Source organism: Pseudidiomarina salinarum (genome assembly GCF_000753715.1).
GTDB lineage: Bacteria > Pseudomonadota > Gammaproteobacteria > Enterobacterales > Alteromonadaceae > Pseudidiomarina > Pseudidiomarina salinarum.
The window spans coordinates 45439-60921 of the sequence record NZ_JPER01000004.1 but is presented as its reverse complement, the minus strand read 5'-3'; the positions used below and the strand labels follow the sequence as shown (position 1 = coordinate 60921).

The window sequence follows — 15483 nt, the reverse complement described above, 5'->3', positions numbered from 1 at the left end:
TGTGTCTAACGCAGCGTGACAAATTCTTCAGCACTGGTTGGATGCAAGGCGATAGTGGCGTCGAAGTCGGCCTTGGTGGCGCCCATTTTCATGGCGACCGCAAAGCCCTGCAGGATTTCATCCATGCCTTCACCTAACCCGTGAATGCCGATGACTTTTTCATCCGGGCCATAACAAACCAGCTTGAATGTGCTCATGGCACGGTGGGGCGTGACGGCGTTGTACATGGCAGCGAACTGTGACTTATATACTTTCACTTCCTCTTTGCCATGCACGGCGATGGCTTCGGCTTCGGTAAGCCCTACAGTACCAATTGGCGGGTGGCTGAATACTATGGTTGGGATCTGGCTGTAGTCCATGCAGGCATCGCTTAAGGCCGGATTAAACAAGCGCTCAGCCAGCAGGCGCCCCGCTTTAATTGCGACCGGCGTCAGCTGGGCTTCACCGGTGATATCGCCAACGGCATAAATACCTTTCACGTTGGTATTCTGATAATCATCGGTACGGATATAGCCCATGGCATCGACTTTCACGCCAGCGGCTTCGGCATTAATTTTATCGGTTGCCGGCTCGCGGCCAATGGCCCAGATCACGCAATCGATGCCAGTAATCGACTCCCCGTCTTTAGAGCAGACAGTCAGCTTGCCATCGTCGTCTTTTTCAATGCGATCGGTAATGAATCCTTTGCCAAGATTCATCCCATCCTTTTCCATGCGCTCCAGCAAGGCATCGGTGATATCCACATCAAAATGGCGTAATGGGCGATCGCCGCGTACCAATAAGTGGGTTTCTGAACCCAGTGCGTTCAGTACGCCGGCGATTTCCAAAGCAATATAGCCGGCGCCGATGACCACCACTTTTTCCGGCTGCTGTTCAAGTGCAAAAAAGCCGTCGGAATCGATGCCATATTCGGCACCAGGAATTTCGGGAATAATGGGGCGGCCACCAACAGCGATGGTGATGTGATCGGCGGTGATTTTTTCGCCGTTTACTTCGACGGTGCGTTCATCTACAAAACGGGCAAAACCGTCGATTAGCTCAACGCCATTATTTTCAAAACCGCGCTTGTAGCCGCCGTGGATGCGTTCGATATAAGCTTCACGGTTGCGTACCAGACGGCCCCAGTCGAAACCTTTTTGCTCAAGGTCAAAACCGTAGGCTTTGCTGTATTTGATTGCCTCAGCAACGTGGGCGCCATACCACATAACCTTTTTGGGCACACAGCCCACATTGACACAGGTACCACCGACAGCCTTGGCTTCGATTACTGCGGCTTTCGCGCCGCGAATGGCTGCGCGGTTAGCTGAAGCGATACCGCCGCTACCTGCGCCGATAGACAAATAATCGAAATGTCGGGCCATGCCTTGTACTCCTGTTGCGTGGTAAAGTAGCAAAATAATTACTCACTATGATCGCTCAAAACTGCCGAGGGTGCAACGCGAGGTCGGTAACCAGAAGGCGCAATGGAATCGATGAAGTTAATCTATAAAATTAATCGTAGCCGGCGACGGCGCTCACTGGCGATAAAAGTCGCCCGCGGTGAAGTCAGTGTACAGGCCCCCTGGCGCATGCCCGAAACGCAGATCCGCGAGTTTGTCGAGCATAAGCGCGACTGGATCATGCGTCACCTGGACCGTCAGCAGCAGCAACTGCAGGCGCTGCCTGAACGAACCTGGCAGAGCGGCGAGCAGATCCGCTGGCTGGGTCAGCCGCTGACTCTGGTCGTCAGCGAAGCGACCCGCAAAAGCTGTGAGCGCGTTGGCGATGAACTGCAGGTGGTGATTACCAGCCGTAGTAACCCGGAGACCGAACCGAAAGCCACCATAGTGCGCTGGTATAAAGCTCAGGCCCAGCACTGGCTGGATGAATTTTTTGCCAGCTGGCCACAGCAACATGAGCTCAATCCCGTTGCCTGGAGTATTGGCAGTTTTACCGGTAAGTGGGGGCATTGTACCCGCAAGGCGGAACTCAAATTTAGCTGGAAGCTATGGCTGGCGCCGGAGTGGGTGGTCCGCGATGTGGTGATTCATGAATTGTGTCACCTGCGTGAGTTCAATCATAGTCGTAAGTTCTGGGCCTTAGTGGCGCAGCATTCGCCGGATTATCAGCGCGCTGAAGCATGGCTGCGGCAGCACGGTATGACCGTGCTGAATCCGCAGTTTTTAGATTATGCTGAAACCGGGCAAGCGGATTAACGTCCACCCGCCGGTAAATGGCGTTGCAGGAACTCAGCCATCATGGTCCGTAAATGCTGGCTGGTGCCGGCACCTTCGGTAATGCTGTGACTGCGGTTGGGGTAGGCAAAAAACTGAAATTGCTTGCCCTCTTCAATCAGCTCGTTAACCAGTCGTTCAGTGCCCTGAAAGTGCACGTTGTCATCACCGGTGCCGTGGGCCAGCAGTAAATCACCCTGCAGGTTGGCGGCATGGGTAATGGCCGATGTTTCAACGTACGACTCAGCGGCTTCAGGCAATAGCCCGGAGTAGCGCTCCTGATAGATAGTGTCATAGAGCGTCAGATCCGGCACCGGCGCTATGGCCATGCCCATATGGTAACTCTCAGGATAGCGGAACAGCGCATTCAGAGTTTGGGTGCCGCCGCCACTATGGCCCCAGATACCGACCCGGTCTCCGTCAATGAAATCCCAGCGGTCGAGCATGGCCTGCAGCGCGTCGTACTGATCGCGAACCGTGACTACGCCCAGTTGCTGATAAATCGACCGCCGCCACTCAAAGCCGCGCGGGGTATTGGTGCCACGGTTATCAATTGATGCCACTATATAGCCCTGCTGCGCCAGATAGGTGTGGTACAAAAAGCGCTCGCCGCCCCATTTGTTGGCCACGGTCTGGCCCCAGGGCTCGCCATAGACATAAAACAGAATCGGATAGTCCTGTGCGGGGTCAAAATTCGGTGGTTTCATCAGAAAACCATCAAGCTCCAGCCCATCCCTGGCGGTGACGCGGAAGAACTCGAAGTCGGCCCGGGCAACCTGATTAAAGGCCTGCTGTGCGGCGTTATTATCTTCAATCATGCGCAGCGAACGATGATCGGGCAACGTGACCATATCGGTCTGTGGCATTTGCTCGACACTGGAGTACGTGTGTACTGCATAGCCGGCATCGGCCGAGAGCTGATAGCTGTGTGTGCCCGGCTGATCCGGCGTGAGACGCTCAAGCTTACCACTGCCATCTAAGCTGGCGCGGAACAGGTAGCGTTCAAGTGGTGAATCCGGCGAGGCGATGAAATAGACCCAGCCGTTGGCTTCATTGATTTGCAGTACTTCAATGACATCCCAGTTGCCCCGGGTAATGGCGGTAATGCGGCCGGTATCGCGCTGTACGCGGTACAGATGGCGCCAGCCACTGCGCTCACTCAGCCAGGTAAAGGATTCGCCGTCGTTGATAAACTTCACGTTATCAACGTAATCGGCCCAGCTGTCGGTGGTTTCGCGTAACAGTTCCTTCGCCTTGCCGGTATCGGCAGAAGCAATGAAAGCACGGTTCACCGCCTGCGAGCGGGTGAGCTGCTGTATCAGTAACTGCTCGCTGTTACCTGCCCACTGCATCCGGACCAGATAATGCTGACGCGGGTCGCCGGGGATCTGCATCCAGGTGGTATCGCCGCCTGCCGCCGGCACTACACCAATGCGCATGGCGGCGTTGGTTTCGCCGACCTTCGGATAAGGGAAGGTCTTCAGGGTCGGATAGAGTTCATCGGTATTGTTGATCATGGTGAATATCGGTGTGCCGGAAGTGTCCAGCTGCCAGTAAGCAACTGAACGGCCATCCGGGCTCCAGCGAAAGCCATCGCGCAGGAAAAATTCTTCTTCATTCACCCAGTCGAAGGTGCCGTTGACTATGGTGGAGGTCCCGTCATGGGTCAGGATAGTGATCCGCGAGCTGGCCAGATCTTCAACATAGATATTGTTATTCATAACGTAAGCAACCCGCTCACCCTGGGGGTCAAACTTGGCGAACTGCAACGTGGATGGCACCGCATCGCCCCCCAGTTGCTGAAGCTGACGGGAGTTCAGGTCAAATACCCAATAGTCGCCGAGGGTATGGGTGCGCCACGAGCGTTTGGTGTTGGTAAAAATCAGCAGTTTATCGCCGTCTGCTGACCAGCTGTAGTCTGCCACCGACAAGGGCGCGCTGGCACCGGCTGGTTGTAACTCGGAGGCTTTAACCAGTACCGTGCGTTGTTGGGTTTCGGGATGGTAGCGCACCAGATGGTGTCCGGCACCACTGTCAGCTTGCTCCAGATCCGTATAACCGCTGCCATCAGGTAACCAACGGGTTGAGCCAACGGATTTAGCGCGGTACGCAGAGCTGTTATAAAGCGCATCAAGGGTCAGCAAGTTTCCCTGTACGCGCGCAGGCGATTCATTGTCCGCCGATTCATTGTTAGCAGAAATTGTGCTACAACCGGCGATAGCCAACAGCATACAGACGCTGACGAGCGCTTTTAAGCTAAACCTGTGGTGCATGATGAATCCCTTATTATGATGGTAGCTAACGCGTGCTTGCCTTGAAAAAGCCGCTATTGGTCCACACATGGTTAGAATAGTTACTTAATTATCAAACGCATTATTCAAGAGGACGTTCCATGAGTCAAAACCCTTTGCTCACTGATTACCATTTACCGCCCTTCGATGCGATAAAACCTGAGCATATAGTGCCAGCCATTGAGAAGCGTATTGCTGACTGTAAAGAAACCATCGCTGAGGTGCTGGCGCAAAACGACTATAGCTGGGACGGTCTGGTGGCACCACTGGAAGAAGTGGACGATAAGCTCGAACGCAGCTGGTCGCCGGTGTCGCACTTAAATGCGGTGATGAGCTCACCAGAACTGCGCAGCGCCCATGATAGCTGCCTGCCGTTGTTATCCGAGTACGGTACTTTCGTGGGGCAGCATGAAGGCCTGTACAAGGCGTTCAAGGCGGTGCATGAACGGGATGATTTTGCGGAACTCAGCGAAGCCCAGCAAAAAGTAATTACCGACACCCTGCGGGACTTTAAATTGTCAGGGGTCGCGCTGCCAGCCGACAAAAAGCAGCGTTATGCCGACATCATGACGCGCAAATCCGAGCTGTCTTCAACATTCAGTAATAATCTGCTGGATGCAACCGATGGTTTTCACTACCTGGTAGTCGATAAAGATCAACTGCAAGGCATGCCTGAAAGCGCCATCGCTGCCGCCGAAGAAGCGGCCAGAGAAAACGATCAGAAAGGCTGGCGACTGGGTCTGGACATTCCCAGCTATTTGCCGGTAATGACCTACGCCGACAGCAGCGAACTGCGCCGCACTATGTACATTGCCTTTACCACCCGCGCGTCGGACCAGGGGCCCCAGGCGGGCAAGTACGACAACAGTGACATTATGAAAGAAACCCTGGCACTGCGCGACGAGCTGGCGCAGTTACTTGGCTTTCCGAATTACGCCGAGTTGTCGCTGGAAACCAAAATGGCTGAATCGCCGGAGCAGGTGGAAAGCTTCTTACTGGATCTGGCCGAGCGCTCGTTGCCGCAGGCGCGGATTGATTATCAGGAAGTAGTGGATTTTGCCCGCAGTGAACACGGTGTTGATGATATCGAAGCCTGGGATGTGGCCTATTACAGTGAAAAGCTGAAGCAGAAAAAGTACGCGATTTCGGATGAACAGCTGCGCCCTTATTTTCCTGAACAGCAGGTGCTGAAAGGTCTGTTTGAGGTGGTCGAACTCTTATTCGGGTTGCAGATGGAAGAGCAATCTGATGTTGAAGGCTGGCACCCGAATGCGCGCTATTTTGAAATCCGGGATAACAACGATGATGTGCGTGGCAGTTTCTGGCTGGATCTCTACGCCCGTACCGGTAAGCGTGGTGGCGCCTGGATGGCAGAAAGCTCGGTGCGTCGCATCAAAGCGACCAAAGAGCTGCAGTTGCCGGTGGCCTATCTGACCTGCAATTTCAATAAGCCGGTTGGCGGTAAACCGGCGCTATTCACCCATGATGAAGTGCTGACGCTGTTCCATGAATTCGGTCACGGACTGCACCATATGTTGTCCAAGGTTGATGTTGCTGGTGTATCTGGCATTAACGGTGTGGCCTGGGACGCGGTCGAGTTGCCGTCGCAGTTTCTGGAAAACTGGTGCTGGGAACCCCATGCCCTGGCGCTGATCTCCGGCCACTATGAAACCGGTGAACCGCTGCCGAGCCATTTGCTGGATAACATGCTGGCGGCGCGTAATTTTCAGTCGGCTATGCAAATGGTCCGGCAGCTTGAATTCAGCTTGTTTGATCTGCGTATTCACCGGGATTTTGATGCCAGTAAGGATAATCAGATCCAGGCCATTCTGGATCAGGTCCGGGATCAGGTGGCGGTGCGTAAACCACCAGAATATAACCGCTTCCAGCACAGCTTCGGGCATATCTTTGCCGGTGGTTACGCCGCCGGGTACTACAGCTATAAATGGGCCGAGGTGCTGTCGGCGGATGCCTTTGAGCGCTTTGAGGAAGACGGTATTTTTAACCGGGATACCGGCCAGGATTTTCTCCGGGCTATTCTGGAGCGCGGTGGTTCACGCGACGCCATGGATTTATTCCGTGAGTTTCGCGGTCGCGAGCCGCGGGTGGATGCGCTGTTGCGTCATTCAGGAATTGTCGACCCGACTAAGCCTATGGCAGCACCCAGTTCACAATCAGAATCAGACTAAGTACGAACAGCACGATAAAGATAATACCGATGGTGATGTAGGTAGCGGGGCTTCCGCTACCGAAGTCGCGTTGCCGGTTACGCTCGGTTTGCACGCCAAATAAGGCGGCAATAATACTTAAGGCAACACGGAGCAGGCCGGGCTTGTCTTGCTTCTGTTCTGAGGAGCTCATCGGGTTAGCGTAGCTTGTTGCTGGAATAGTCTCGCTGCGCGGTGTCGCCGAAGAGTAATTCGAATAAATCAAGGTAGTGGAACTGAGTAGAGCGGCTACCGGTAAACCAGGAACTCCAGGTCACTTCTTCGCTGGCTGCGCTGCAAACCAGTTTAGCCTGCTCGGCTTCAGCATAACGCATGAGTTTGTCGCATTGCTGAGCAAGGTTCGCAGCTTCGACCTGAGACGCAGGATTACTCATTGCGCTAAGCAGCACAATTCCGCAAATTACCGCAACTGAACCGAACCGGTACGTCATGGACATTTCCTGAGTAAGACCTAAGTTAAACCTGCGTAAAGACAAGTGCTCATAATTTAACAGGAAAAGGACGCATCTGCCAAGCGTCACAGCGGTTTTTTTGACTGTTAAGTGAACGCCCGTCTGGTACACTATGGCCAATTTCAGACAGGCTTGAGGTTCTCATGGCGGATTATCTTATTGCTCCTTCCATATTGTCAGCTAATTTCGCGCGCCTTGGCGCCGAAGTTGATGCAGTGCTGGAAGCCGGTGCCGATGTGGTGCACTTTGATGTGATGGACAATCACTTTGTCCCGAATCTGACAATAGGCCCGATGGTATGCAAAGCGCTTCGCGATCATGGGGTGACGGCGCCGATTGATGTCCATCTGATGGTGCAGCCCGTTGAGCGAATGATCGACAGCTTTGCTGAGGCCGGCGCGTCGATTATCAGCATTCACCCGGAAGCGACCATGCATGTTGATCGCTCGCTGCAACAAATCAGAGACGCTGGCTGTAAAGCCGGGCTGGTATTTAATCCGGCAACGCCGCTACACCACCTGGATTATGTGCTGGATAAAGTGGATGTGATTTTGCTGATGTCGGTGAACCCGGGCTTTGGCGGACAGAAGTTTATTCCGGCCACCCTGGATAAGCTGCGACAGGCCCGCCAGCGCATCGATGAGAGCGGTTATGATATCCGGCTGGAAATTGATGGCGGCGTAAAAACCGATAATATTGCCGAAATAGCTCAGGCCGGGGCCGATATGTTTGTCGCCGGCTCAGCGATTTTTAATGAACCCGATTATGCGAAGGTGATCGCGGCGATGCGTCGCGAACTGGCTTCGGTAGCACATTCGAAAAAGTAGTAACAGGAAACCCCGAATCATGAGCGGTAAACCCATTGTATTAAGCGGCTGTCAGCCATCCGGACAACTGTCTGTCGGTAATTATATCGGTGCCCTGCGCCAGTGGGTGGCGATGCAGGATACTCATGACTGCCGGTTTATGCTGGTCGATCTGCATGCCATTACTGTGCGTCAGGATCCGGCCAGGCTGCGTGAAGCGACATTAGATGGACTGGCGCTATATATGGCCTGTGGCCTGGATCCGCAGCGCAGTATTATTTTCGTGCAGTCCCATGTGGCCGAGCACGCGCAGCTGGCCTGGGTGTTAAACTGCTACACCCAGATGGGCGAACTGAACCGCATGACGCAGTTCAAAGATAAGTCACTGCAGCATGCGGGTAATATTAATGCCGGGCTTTACACCTATCCGGCGCTGATGGCCGCAGATATTCTGCTGTATCAGGCCAACCAGGTGCCGGTGGGCAATGACCAGAAACAGCATCTGGAACTGGCCCGCGATGTCGCCACGCGCTTTAACAACCTGTATGGCAACGTGTTTACCATTCCGGATCCTTTTATTCCGGAAGTGGGCGCACGGGTTATGAGCCTTCAGGATCCGACTAAAAAAATGTCGAAGTCAGATGAAAACGAAAATAATTTCATTGGTTTACTGGAAGATCCTAAGCGCATTACCAAGAAACTGAAGCGCGCCGTAACTGACTCTGACGAGCAGGCCCGCATCTACTTTAATCCGGAAGAGAAGCCCGGCGTGTCGAATCTGTTGTCGATGTTGTCGGCGGCAACCGGTAAGCCGATTGCCGCACTGGTTCCGGAGTATGAAGATAAGCTTTATGGTCATCTGAAAACCGATACCGCTGAGGCTGTGGTGGCCATGTTGGAACCCATTCAGCAGCGTTATCAGGATTACCGTAATAACATGGATTACCTGAATAAGGTGATGGCATCCGGAGCTGAACGGGCCAGTGCTCATGCTGCGCAAACCTTAGCTAAGGTCTATGATGTAATAGGGTTCGTTCCGCGTCCTTAAATTCATCTTTCGCAGGCAGGTGGTGTAAATGACAGCTTCGATGCCTAAGATTTATCAGTATCCGGATCAAGTTGCTGACGCTATTATTCAGCAGGTTGGCAAAACCATCGTGCTGGGTTTGCCGCTGGGGTTGGGAAAAGCCAACCATATAGCCAACGCGTTGCTGCAGCGGGCGGTGAAGGATTCCAGTATTCAGCTGAAGATAGTCACCGCGCTGAGTCTGGAGGCACCCCGGCCGGGCAGTGAGTTGGGCCGTCGTTTTTTTGAACCTGCCCGCGAGCGTCTGTTCGGTAATTATCCTGACCTTGATTATATCCGGCTGATCCGCGAGCAGCGCCTGCCGGATAATATTCAGGTCAGCGAATTCTTTTTTATGGCCGGCCAGTGGTCGACTAGCCCCGTTGCCCAGCAAAGTTATATCCCCGTGAATTACAGTCATGCGCTTGGCCTGTTAGTGGATCAGGGTGTGAATGTGGTGGCGCAGATCCTGGCCCGCGAAGGCGATGACTTCAGTCTGAGCTGTAACCCCGATATTACCGCCGACCTGTTGAAATTACGCCGCCAGGGCAAGCTGAAATTCGTGCTGGCGGGCCAGTACAACAGTGAATTACCTTTTATGGGCGGTGACGCCCAGATTGGTGCCGATCAGGTGGACGTGCTGCTGGACAGCGAAGAAACTGATTTTGAACTCTTTTCAATTCCCAAGCGTCCGGTCAGTTTTCAGGATCAGGCGATTGGCCTGCATGCCGCACGGCTGGTACGCGATGGCGGTAGTCTGCAGATTGGTATCGGCTCGATTGGTGATGCCATTGCCCATAGCCTGATCTTACGGCATAAACAAAATCGCGATTTCCGGCGGCTAGTGGCAGACATGACCGCCGGGCAGCCGGCGCTGGCCGATGCCGAAGATACGCCGTTTGCCGTGGGGCTATATGGTATCAGCGAGATGTTTGTTGATGGCTTTTTGCACCTTGCCGAGCACGGCATCCTGAAACGCGAAGTCGACGGCGCCATTCTGCACGGCGGTTTTTTTGCGGATTGCCGCTCGTTTTACCGGCGGCTGCGCGAAATGAGCAGCACTGAGCGCGCCCGTTTCGTCATGAAACCCGTTAGTTTTACGAATCATTTATACGGGCAGGAGCATGAGAAGCGGCAGGCCCGCGAGAAAGCGTCCTTTATTAACAATGCCATGATGGCGACTCTGCGTGGTGCCATTGTTTCTGACGGCCTGGCTGACGGGCGGGTGATCAGCGGCGTTGGCGGGCAACACGATTTTGTTGATCAGGCGTTTGCGCTGGAAGATGCGCGGTGCATCATTACCGTTAATGCCACCCGTACCGAAAAAGGCAAAGCGCGTTCGAATATCGTCTGGAACTATGGCCATCAGACTATTCCCTGGCATTTGCGCGATATCGTCGTCACCGAATATGGTGTGGCTAAGCTGCGTGGTAAAACTGAATCTGAAGCGATTAAAGCCATGCTCAATATCAGTGACTCGCGGTTTCAGGATGAACTGCTGGAGCAGGCAAAACAGGCTGGGAAAGTAGAGAAATCCTGGCAGATTCCGTCCGCATGGCGCGACAACACGCCTGAACGTCTTAATACGCAGCTGTATCGCGCGCGACAAGAAGGCTTATTGCCGAAGTTTCCACTTGGAACCGACTTTACTGAAACCGAACAGCGGCTGCTGGCTCCTCTGGAGCTGCTAAAGGACCGAAGTCATTCGAAGTGGGCGCTGACAAAAATGATCTTGTCCGGATTACTGGCCGGTACTCCCAACGAGCACGACCAGGCTTGTCTCGAGCGCATGCAGTTAGCCAGCCCCAGCGGATTCAAAGAACGTATATATCAGAAGCTGCTATTGGCAGCGCTGGCTGAAAGCCGCGTATGACAGGTATTTTCGCATGTTGCTGATGGTGGATAACTACGATTCGTTTACGCACAATGTGGTGCGTTATTTTCGTGAACTGGGCGCCGACATTCAGGTGGTCCGCAACGATGCACTGACACTCAGCGCGATTCGTGAACTTCCACTAACCGGATTGGTGATTTCACCAGGCCCCTGTACGCCAGATGACGCCGGTATCTCGCTGGAACTGATAAGAGCCTTCGCTGGCACGCTGCCGATACTGGGGGTCTGCCTTGGTCATCAGGCGATCGGCCAGGTATTTGGCGCTAAAGTGGTGCGCGCCGGGCGTGTCATGCATGGCAAAACCTCATTGCTACATCATAACAGTGACGGCCTGTTCCGCGGTTTGCCCGAGTCATTTACTGTGGCCCGTTATCATTCACTGCTGCTGGATCCGGCAAGCATGCCGGCCGAGCTCATGGTCGATGCCTGGACCGAAGATGCAGAGGGTAACCGTGAGGTCATGGCGATTCGCCACGCTTCGTTGCCGATTTGGGGTGTGCAATATCATCCGGAAGCAGTGCAGACTGAGCAGGGCCATGCGGTACTTGAAAACTTTTACCGCGCCACAGTTTCTTTGCAGTAGTTATTCGTCGCTACGCGGTTAAACCGCATACTTATGCAGCACCCCTGCAAGCTTAGCTAAATCACTGTCAGCCCTCAGTTTTTCTGCGCCGGCGCGCAGACAGAGATGCTTTTTTCTGCAATAATATGGCCATCAAAATAGTCGTAGTGAATAGCGAACAAGGGGAATTTATGTCAACGTCCAAATCAGCACAACAACCAGTCAGTCGCGCCATGTTCGACGATGTCATGGTACCTAATTACAATCCGGCTAAGATGATTCCGGTCCGCGGTGAAGGCTCCCGGGTCTGGGACCAGGCCGACACCGAGTATGTCGATTTCGCTGGTGGTATCGCGGTGAACTGCCTTGGCCATTGTCATCCGGCGATGGTCAGCGCGCTGACCGAGCAGGGCAATAAGCTCTGGCATCTGAGCAACGTATTCACCAATGAGCCGGCTATCCGGCTAGCCAAAAAACTGACTGACGCGACCTTCGCCGAGCGGGTTTATTTTGCCAATTCGGGCGCCGAAGCCAATGAAGCGGCGCTGAAGCTGGCGCGTCGCTGGGCGCTGGATAACCATGGTGAACAGAAGCAGCAAATTATTGCCTTCACCAAAGGTTTTCACGGTCGCACCTTCTTTACCGTGACCGTTGGCGGTCAGCCTGCTTATTCTGAAGGTTTCGGACCTAAGCCCGGCGGTATTGAACATGTTGCCTATAACGATCTCGAAGCGCTCGAAAAGCTGATGTCAGAGAAAACCTGCGCGGTGATGATGGAACCTCTGCAAGGCGAAGGCGGTATTATCAGCCCGGATCAGGAGTTCGTTAAAGGCGTACGTGAGTTATGTGATAAGCATCATGCGCTGCTGATTTTTGATGAAGTTCAGACTGGATTTGGCCGCACCGGTAGCCTGTACGCATACGAGCAGCTGGGTGTGACTCCGGATATCCTGACTACAGCCAAGGCGCTTGGCGGCGGTTTCCCGATTGGCGCGATGCTGACGACCGCAACGATTGCCTCACATCTGAAGCCCGGCACTCACGGTAGTACGTATGGCGGCAATCCGCTAGCCTGCGCGGTGGCTGAAGCTGTATTTGATGTGGTGAATACCGAGGAAGTACTAACCGGTGTGAAGCAGCGTGAATCGCTGTTCAAAAAGCTGCTGAACGACATCAACGACCGCCACAATGTCTTTAAAGATATTCGCGGCCAGGGGCTTTTGCTCGGTGCCGAATTGAACGATACCTGGGCCGGTAAAGCCCGGGACTTTCTGAACGCTGGTGCAGATGAAGGTGTAATGGTGTTAATTGCAGGCCCTAACGTGATCCGGTTTGCGCCATCGTTAATTATTCCTGAGCAAGATGTAATTGAAGGTCTGGCACGATTTGAACGTGCGGTAGCTAAACTGGCGGGTTAATCCGGCGGAGATAATTTATGTTAGTGGTTCGTCCTATTACGCCCCAGGATTATCAGGCGCTGTATACCTGCGCGGAAGAATCCGGTCATGGCTTTACGTCGCTACCGGTTGACGAAGACCTGCTGCAACGGCGTATTGCCCGGGCGCAGGAAGCTTTCGCCCTGGAGCAGGTCAGTAAGCCCGGTGAAGAAGGCTATCTGTTTGTGATGGAAGATACTGAAACGGGCGAGATTGTCGGCTGTAGCGGTATTGAAGCAACCGTGGGTTTGTCGGATGCCTTTTATCATTACCGCTTAGGTAAGGAAGTGCATCATTCCAGGCAACTGGGTGTCTATAACGCGTTAGAAACACTGACGCTGTGTAACGATTACACTGGCGTGAGTGAACTCTGCACGCTGTTTCTGCGCGAGCCCTTCCGGAAAAATATGAACGGCCGGGTATTATCCCGTTTCCGCATGTTGTTTATGGCTGAATTCAAAGAAAGGTTCAGCCAGTATGCCATCGCTGAGATGCGTGGTGTGTCCAACGACGACGGCGAGTCGCCGTTCTGGCGCTGGCTGCAGCAGCACTTCTTTTCGATGGACTTCATTGATGCAGACTATCTGACGGGCATTGGCGAGAAGACCTTTATCGCCGAGCTCATGCCCCGGCAACCCATCTACGTAAAATTATTAGATGCTGAGGCTCAGGCTGTGGTTGGCCAGGTACACAAAAGTACCCGCCCGGCCTTAGGCATGCTGGAAAGTGAAGGCTTCCGCTTCCGCGGCTATGTCGATATTTTTGATGCCGGCCCGACAGTGGAAGTGGAAGTAAATAATATCAAGAGCGTCCGCGAGAGTAAGCGCTTACCAGTGACCATTGGCGAGGTTGCAGAAGGACCACTCTATATTGTCTGTAATACCCGCGTAGCTGACTTCCGGGCGCTGCAGGCACGGGTCAAAGTGACCGCAGAAACCGTCACCATTGACGCTGACAGCGCTGCTGCGCTGCGGGTGCAACCTGGTGATCAGGTTCGCATTGTCTCACTGACAGGAGAAAATTCATGACAGCAAAAAATTTATTTATTAATGGGATCTGGACTGAAGGGCAAGGCGACCAGTTTAGTTCAGTCGATCCAGCGCGCAATGAAACCATCTGGAGCGGCAAAGCAGCTATTGATACGCAGGTTGAGCAAGCGGTTATCGCCGCCCGTGGTGCCTTTGTTGCCTGGGCTGACAAAAGCTTTGATGAGCGCCTGGCGATTTGTAAAAAGTACGCTGAGCTGCTGGAAGAGAACAAAAAAGAACTGGGCCTGCTGATCGCCCGTGAAACCGGCAAGCCGCTGTGGGAGAGCCTGACAGAAGTTGGCGCAATGATTGGCAAGGTCGCTATTTCTGAGCGGGCTTACCATGAGCGTACCGGCACCGTCGAAAATCCGATGCCTTCGGGTAAAGCCTTTGTCCGCCATAAGCCGCACGGCGTGGTGGCGGTATTTGGCCCCTATAACTTCCCCGGACATTTACCCAACGGCCATATAGTGCCTTCCTTGCTGGCAGGTAATACGGTGATCTTCAAGCCCAGCGAGATGACTCCTTATGTGGCGGAATATTGCGTTAAGCTCTGGGAAAAAGCTGGCTTGCCAGCTGGGGTGCTGAATCTGGTTCAGGGCCTGGTAGATACCGGCAAATCCTTGTCCGCGCATCCGCAGATCGACGGGCTGTTCTTTACCGGTTCTTCCGGTACGGGGCACATTTTGCATAAACAGTTTGCCGGTCGGCCGGATAAAATTCTGGCGCTGGAAATGGGCGGAAATAACCCGCTACTGGTTAAAGACGTTGCCGATGTTGATGCCGCCGTACACGATATTGTGCAGTCAGCATTTATCAGCTCTGGCCAGCGTTGTACCTGTGCCCGACGGCTGTTCCTGGAAAAAAGCGACAACGGCGATGCGATCCTTGAGCGTCTGCTGGAAGTGGCTGAAAACATTCAGGTTGATGACTATGAAGCCGACCCGCAACCCTTTATGGGCGCGATGATCTCTGCCAAAGCTGCCAGCGATATGGTTAGTGTGCAGCATGAACTCAGCGACGCCGGCGCGACCGTATTATTGCGTATGGTTCAGAAAGATCACAATCTGGGCTTCGTATCACCGGGGATCCTGGATGTCACTAACGTCGATGAGATGCCTGATGTTGAGCATTTTGGTCCGCTGCTGAAAGTTTACCGTTACACCGACTTCGACGAAGCGATCAAAGAAGCGAATAACACCGAATTCGGGCTTTCTGCTGGTATTTTATGTGATGAAGAAGACACTTACCGGTACTTCTTTAAGCGTATCCGTGCGGGTATCGTCAACTGGAATAAGCCGATTACCGGTGCCAGCAGCGCGGCACCTTTCGGTGGTATAGGTGCCAGTGGTAACCATCGCCCCAGCGCCTACTACGCCGCCGATTACTGCGCTTATCCGGTCGCCTCGGTGGAAGCAGACAAAGTGGCTCTACCTGAAAAGTTATCGCCGGGTCTGAAATTTTAAGCTGACTGACTACGAGGACAGAACATGACCAAGCCTGCCAC

At 53.7% G+C, this 15483-nt stretch carries 13 protein-coding genes; 9 read left to right on the top strand and 4 right to left on the bottom strand.

The window, feature by feature from the left end; translation table 11 throughout:
- Positions 1-5: 5 nt before the first annotated feature.
- Complete coding sequence (gorA, locus tag IDSA_RS07940; RefSeq protein WP_034775807.1) at positions 6-1361, bottom strand: glutathione-disulfide reductase; 1356 nt, start codon at positions 1359-1361, stop codon at positions 6-8.
- A 111-nt stretch (positions 1362-1472) separates the two neighbouring features.
- On the opposite strand from gorA, the gene IDSA_RS07935 reads away from it, so the two are divergent.
- A complete protein-coding gene (locus tag IDSA_RS07935) occupies positions 1473-2195 on the top strand; it encodes a M48 family metallopeptidase (RefSeq protein WP_157980782.1) in 723 nt (240 codons plus the stop codon).
- Here the strand turns inward: IDSA_RS07935 and IDSA_RS07930 are convergent.
- Positions 2192-4486, bottom strand: a complete 2295-nt coding sequence (locus IDSA_RS07930) for a S9 family peptidase (RefSeq protein WP_034775803.1) — start codon at positions 4484-4486, stop codon at positions 2192-2194. The genes IDSA_RS07935 and IDSA_RS07930 overlap by 4 nt on opposite strands.
- 119 nt (positions 4487-4605) lie before the next feature.
- Here IDSA_RS07930 and prlC point away from each other — a divergent pair, with 119 nt between their 5' ends.
- Positions 4606-6693 carry an oligopeptidase A gene (gene prlC / locus IDSA_RS07925; protein WP_034775800.1) on the top strand — a complete coding sequence of 696 codons (2088 nt, stop codon included), beginning with the start codon at positions 4606-4608 and terminating at the stop codon, positions 6691-6693.
- On the opposite strand, the gene IDSA_RS07920 is transcribed toward prlC, so the two are convergent.
- A complete protein-coding gene (locus IDSA_RS07920; protein WP_034775798.1) occupies positions 6656-6865 on the bottom strand; it encodes a DUF2970 domain-containing protein in 210 nt (69 codons plus the stop codon). The two genes, prlC and IDSA_RS07920, sit on opposite strands and share 38 nt — an antisense overlap.
- A 4-nt stretch (positions 6866-6869) precedes the next feature.
- Complete coding sequence (locus tag IDSA_RS07915; protein ID WP_034775796.1) at positions 6870-7163, bottom strand: hypothetical protein; 294 nt, start codon at positions 7161-7163, stop codon at positions 6870-6872.
- Between the two features lie 164 nt (positions 7164-7327).
- On the opposite strand from IDSA_RS07915, the gene rpe reads away from it, so the two are divergent.
- The 7 genes from rpe to astD all read left to right on the top strand — a co-directional run bounded on the left by rpe (position 7328) and on the right by astD (position 15442).
- Complete coding sequence (gene rpe, locus IDSA_RS07910; RefSeq protein WP_034775794.1) at positions 7328-8011, top strand: ribulose-phosphate 3-epimerase; 684 nt, start codon at positions 7328-7330, stop codon at positions 8009-8011.
- Between the two features lie 19 nt (positions 8012-8030).
- Entirely contained in the window at positions 8031-9038 is a 1008-nt protein-coding gene (trpS, locus tag IDSA_RS07905; RefSeq protein WP_034775792.1) for a tryptophan--tRNA ligase, read from the top strand.
- A 28-nt stretch (positions 9039-9066) separates the two neighbouring features.
- Positions 9067-10929 (top strand): acetyl-CoA hydrolase/transferase C-terminal domain-containing protein, encoded by a 1863-nt coding sequence (locus tag IDSA_RS07900; RefSeq protein WP_198024056.1) that lies wholly within the window; start codon positions 9067-9069, stop codon positions 10927-10929.
- A 13-nt stretch (positions 10930-10942) separates the two neighbouring features.
- Positions 10943-11533: an anthranilate synthase component II gene (locus IDSA_RS07895; RefSeq protein ID WP_034775790.1), complete on the top strand. Its 591-nt coding sequence runs from the start codon at positions 10943-10945 to the stop codon at positions 11531-11533.
- A 170-nt stretch (positions 11534-11703) separates the two neighbouring features.
- Positions 11704-12930, top strand: coding sequence for an aspartate aminotransferase family protein (locus tag IDSA_RS07890; protein WP_034775789.1), 1227 nt, complete (start codon positions 11704-11706; stop codon positions 12928-12930).
- A gap of 17 nt (positions 12931-12947) precedes the next feature.
- On the top strand, positions 12948-13976 hold the full coding sequence (astA, locus tag IDSA_RS07885) for an arginine N-succinyltransferase (RefSeq protein WP_034775786.1): 1029 nt from the start codon (positions 12948-12950) through the stop codon (positions 13974-13976).
- Positions 13973-15442 (top strand): succinylglutamate-semialdehyde dehydrogenase, encoded by a 1470-nt coding sequence (astD, locus tag IDSA_RS07880; protein WP_034775785.1) that lies wholly within the window; start codon positions 13973-13975, stop codon positions 15440-15442. Before astA ends, astD begins: the two co-directional genes overlap by 4 nt.
- The last annotated feature ends 41 nt before the right edge of the window (positions 15443-15483 follow it).